The organism is Nonomuraea turkmeniaca (assembly GCF_005889735.1).
Classification (GTDB): Bacteria; Actinomycetota; Actinomycetes; order Streptosporangiales; family Streptosporangiaceae; genus Nonomuraea; species Nonomuraea turkmeniaca.
In genome coordinates, this window is the sequence record NZ_VCKY01000429.1 from 1 (window position 1) to 4,064 (window position 4,064).

Here is a 4,064-nt window from a genome sequence, read left to right on the forward strand (position 1 = left end):
CCCCTACCCTCCCCGAGGACATCTCCTGACGCGAGACGGCGTCCTGGGACGCTCCCGGGGAGGAGCGGCGGAAGCCTGGGTCGGGAGCCCCTAAGCTAGAGGGCATGCCGGAGTACATCTACACGCTGCAGCGCGTGCGCAAGGCGCACGGCGACAAGGTTGTCCTTGACGACGTCACGCTGTCGTTCCTGCCCGGAGCCAAGATCGGTGTCCTGGGGCCGAACGGCACCGGAAAGTCGACGCTGCTCCGGATGATGGCCGGCCTGGAGCAGCCGTCCAACGGTGAGGCCCGGCTCATGCCCGGCTTCACGGTCGGCATGCTCCAGCAGGAGCCGCCGCTGAACGAGGAGAAGACCGTCCTCGGCAACGTGCAAGAGGGTGTCGCCGAGACGATGGCGATGCTCCAGCGCTTCAACGACATCGCCGAGCAGATGGCCACCGACTACAGCGACGAGCTGATGAACGAGATGGGCAAGCTGCAGGATCAGCTGGAGCACCGGAACGCTTGGGATCTTGACAGCCAGCTGGAGCAGGCGATGGACGCCTTGCGGTGCCCGCCGCCCGACGCGGAAGTGACGAAGTTGTCCGGTGGTGAGCGGCGCCGGGTCGCCCTCTGCAAGCTGCTGCTGGAGGCGCCTGACCTGCTGCTGCTCGACGAGCCCACCAACCACCTCGACGCCGAGAGCGTGCAGTGGCTGGAGCAGCACCTGGAGAAGTACGCCGGCACGGTGCTGGCCGTCACCCACGACCGCTACTTCCTCGACAACGTCGCCGGCTGGATCCTGGAGCTGGACCGCGGCCGCGCGTACGCCTACGAGGGCAACTACTCCACCTACCTGGAGCTCAAGGCTCAGCGCCTCAAGGTCGAGGGGCAGAAGGACGTCAAGCGCAAGAAGCGCCTGGAGGACGAGCTGGAGTGGGTCCGGTCCAACCCGAAGGCCCGCCAGACGAAGAGCAAGGCCCGTCTCCAGCGCTACGAGGAGATGGCGGCCGAGGCGGATAAATACCGCAAGCTGGACTTTGAGGAGATCCAGATCCCGCCGGGCCCCCGCCTGGGCACGACGGTGATCAAGACTGACGAGCTCACCAAGGGTTTCGGCGACCGGCTGCTCATGGAGGGCCTGACGTTCGACCTGCCGCGTAACGGCATCGTCGGCATCATCGGCCCCAATGGCGTCGGCAAGACCACGCTGTTCCGCATGGTCACCGGTAACGAGACGCCCGACAAGGGATCGATCACGGTCGGCGACACGGTCAAGATCTCGTACGCGGACCAGAGCCGCGGCGGCATCGACCCGAACAAGAACGTCTGGGAGGTCGTCTCTGACGGGCTCGACCACATCAAGGTCGGCAACGTGGAGATGCCGTCCCGGGCGTACATCGCGGCGTTCGGGTTCAAGGGCCCGGACCAGCAGAAGAAGGCCGGAGTGCTGTCGGGCGGCGAGCGCAACCGGCTCAACCTGGCGCTCACCCTCAAGCAGGGCGGCAACGTCCTGCTGCTCGACGAGCCCACCAACGACCTCGACACGGAGACGCTGTCCTCGCTGGAGAACGCCCTGCTCGACTTCCCGGGCTGCGCCGTCATCACCTCGCACGACCGGTGGTTCCTGGACCGCATCGCCACGCACATCCTGGCGTGGGAGGAAGGCTCGAACTGGTTCTGGTTCGAGGGCAACTTCGCCGACTACGAGAAGAACAAGATCGAACGGCTCGGCGCCGACGCCGCGCGCCCGCACCGGGTGACGTACCGGAAGCTGCACCGCGACTGAGTCGTGTAGATCGGCAGGCGTGTGAGCGACCCGCTCGCACGCCTGTTTGCGTATGAGGTCTCCACGGCTCCGAGATCGATCGCGGCTAGAATCAAATTCTAGGATTGATCCGGAGTGAGGAGTCGTGCGTTGGACCTGGAACTGGACGGCCTCGAGGCGACCTTCGACCACACGGCCGTGGCAGCCCCTCGGATCAGGGATCTGCTGCCGATCTACCGCGACCTGCTCGGCGGCCGGCACCTCGGTGGGGGCGGCGACAACCGGGCCGCCGGCTACCGGACGCTGCAACTCTCCTACGCCAACGGCAGCAAGGCCGAGCTCATGGAGCCCCTGACAGGTTCGACCTTCTTCGACAGCTTCTTCCAGCTCACCCGGGGCCGGGGGGTGTCCACCACCTGAACTTCCACGTCAATGACCTGGAGACGGCCGTCGCCCGGCTCACCGCCCGCGGCTATCGCCTGCACGGGCTCAACCGGTCCGATCCGCGCTGGCAGGAGGTGTTCCTGCACCCGAAGGAGGCGCACGGCGTCTTGATCCAGCTCGCCCAGCCCGGTCCGAGGGAGGCCGGCGATCGCCGGCCGACCCTGGAGGGCGTGCTGGCCGGTCGGGGCAGGAACGGAGACGGCGTCCCGAGCCCTTAGGAGCGACCGACCGGGCCCTTGGAGCCGGCCCTGCCCCCGGCGATGGCACGGTTGGGAACGCCTTTCCGGGAAAGGGCACACGAGGGGGAGGGATAGGCAATGGCGAAGTTCATCGACGTACACAGCGGATTCGTCGGCGCGACGGCGGAGCAGCTGCACGAGGCGCACCAGCGGGACCTGGCAATCGAGGAGTCCGAGGCCGTGCACTTCGAGCATGCCTGGCTAGATCCGGTGTCAGGCAAGGCGTTCTGCCTGTCGTCCGGGCCGTCCAAGGAGGCGGTGCTGCGGGTGCACGAGAAGGCCGGGCACCCGACGACGGAGATCTACGAGGTTCCCGTCGAGGTCGAATAGCGCTAGAGGAGCCGGCCACTCTTGTGAAGATGGTCGAAGATGATCTGATCGACCGGGGCCACGCGGTCCCGGTCGGCGTACGTGAGCCAGACCACCTCGTCGATCTCGCTGCTCGGTGTCGGGGTGCCGTGGTAGCCGGCCGTGTAGCAGGTCATCTGCACGATGACCCCGTCGGCGTGCATATGTGCCTGCGCCTCGAACGTACCGAAATGCGCCGCGCTGGACGGGATGATGGCGACGGCGAGTTCCTCGTCGATCTCCCTGACCAGCGTGTCCAGGTCGCTCTCGCCCGGCTCGCGCTTGCCGCCCGGGAGGTAGTACACGTCCTTGCCGCGTGACCGGGTGCTGAGGATCTTCCCGCCCTCCAGGAGGATCCAGGCGACTTTGTCGATGATTTTGGTCACTGTCATCCTTCGTGCGTCTGTAACGATCTCTGTGGTGCGTTGGGGGACTCGTCAGCCCTGCAGGCCCATGCTCCTCTTACCGGCATGCGTCGCGCTCGAGAACATGACGTGATTCGCATCGCAGTGATCGACGACCTCGACGTCGCTCTACCCGAAGTCTCGTGGCAACTGGGTTACAGAATTCAGTTCTAGAATCGGGCTGCGTTACGATTTGCCCATGGCACGGAAGTCCTCGTGGGAGTGGAGCCGTACGGCGCAGACCCGCAAGAGCATGCTGCAGGCGGCGCGCGAGGTCTTCAGCGAGCACGGGTTCGCCGACTCCAGCGTCTCTGAGGTGGTCGCCCGAGCCGGGTCCAGCGTCGGCAGCCTCTACCACCACTTCGGCGGCAAGACCGAGTTGTTCCTCGCGCTCTACGAGGACCACCAGGCGGCGCACGAGCAGGCGTCGGCGGCCAGCGTTGCCGCCGCCAAGAAGGCCGGGGTGGAGGACCCGGTCGAGTTGCTGATCGCGGGGGCCCGGGCCTACCTCGGCGGGGCCTGGGAGCGACGGGACCTGGTCAGGTTGTTCATCGATGGCGACGGGCCGCCGGGATTCGAGCTGATCCGCCGGACCAGGGGACGGGAGTGGGTTCGCCAGAACGCCGTGCTGCTCGGCGCCGGTGGGGACCCTCTCGACCGGTTCACCGTGGCCGTGCTGACCAGCATCATCGGGGAGGCCGCCCGGGAGGTCGCCACCTCCGACACCGAGGACGAGGCCCGCGAGGTCATCGAGGCGGCGATGACGCTGATCCGCCGCCTCGACCCGCTCAAGGTCATGGAAGACGGCTGACCGCTCGTGCCCGCTGCCGCCCAGGCGCCCGGGCTCGGCACCGACGAGGTGGGCCGGTGCTGCTGGGGGC

At 67.2% G+C, this 4,064-nt stretch carries 5 protein-coding genes; 4 read left to right on the forward strand and 1 reads right to left on the reverse strand.

Features of this window, described 5'->3' with window-relative positions; translation table 11 throughout:
- The first annotated feature begins 104 nt into the window (after positions 1-104).
- The 3 genes from ettA to ETD86_RS52960 all read left to right on the forward strand — a co-directional run bounded on the left by ettA (position 105) and on the right by ETD86_RS52960 (position 2,761).
- Positions 105-1,769 carry an energy-dependent translational throttle protein EttA gene (ettA, locus tag ETD86_RS52950; RefSeq protein ID WP_138674171.1) on the forward strand — a complete coding sequence of 555 codons (1,665 nt, stop codon included), beginning with the start codon at positions 105-107 and terminating at the stop codon, positions 1,767-1,769.
- A 129-nt stretch (positions 1,770-1,898) separates the two neighbouring features.
- Positions 1,899-2,168: a hypothetical protein gene (locus ETD86_RS52955; RefSeq protein WP_138674172.1), complete on the forward strand. Its 270-nt coding sequence runs from the start codon at positions 1,899-1,901 to the stop codon at positions 2,166-2,168.
- 341 nt (positions 2,169-2,509) lie between these two features.
- A complete protein-coding gene (locus ETD86_RS52960) occupies positions 2,510-2,761 on the forward strand; it encodes an SCO4226 family nickel-binding protein (protein ID WP_138674173.1) in 252 nt (83 codons plus the stop codon).
- Between the two features lie 2 nt (positions 2,762-2,763).
- Here ETD86_RS52960 and ETD86_RS52965 read toward each other — a convergent pair whose 3' ends face one another.
- Entirely contained in the window at positions 2,764-3,165 is a 402-nt protein-coding gene (locus ETD86_RS52965) for an NUDIX hydrolase (RefSeq protein WP_211370897.1), read from the reverse strand.
- A 217-nt stretch (positions 3,166-3,382) separates the two neighbouring features.
- On the opposite strand from ETD86_RS52965, the gene ETD86_RS52970 reads away from it, so the two are divergent.
- Positions 3,383-3,994 carry a TetR/AcrR family transcriptional regulator gene (locus ETD86_RS52970; protein WP_138674175.1) on the forward strand — a complete coding sequence of 204 codons (612 nt, stop codon included), beginning with the start codon at positions 3,383-3,385 and terminating at the stop codon, positions 3,992-3,994.
- Positions 3,995-4,064 lie beyond the last annotated feature (70 nt).

Coding starts and splice junctions, on each gene's coding strand:
- ettA (WP_138674171.1), top strand. CDS start 105: ATGCCGGAGTACATCTACACGCTGCAGCGCGTGCGCAAGGCGCACGGC.
- ETD86_RS52960 (WP_138674173.1), top strand. CDS start 2,510: ATGGCGAAGTTCATCGACGTACACAGCGGATTCGTCGGCGCGACGGCG.
- ETD86_RS52970 (WP_138674175.1), top strand. CDS start 3,383: ATGGCACGGAAGTCCTCGTGGGAGTGGAGCCGTACGGCGCAGACCCGC.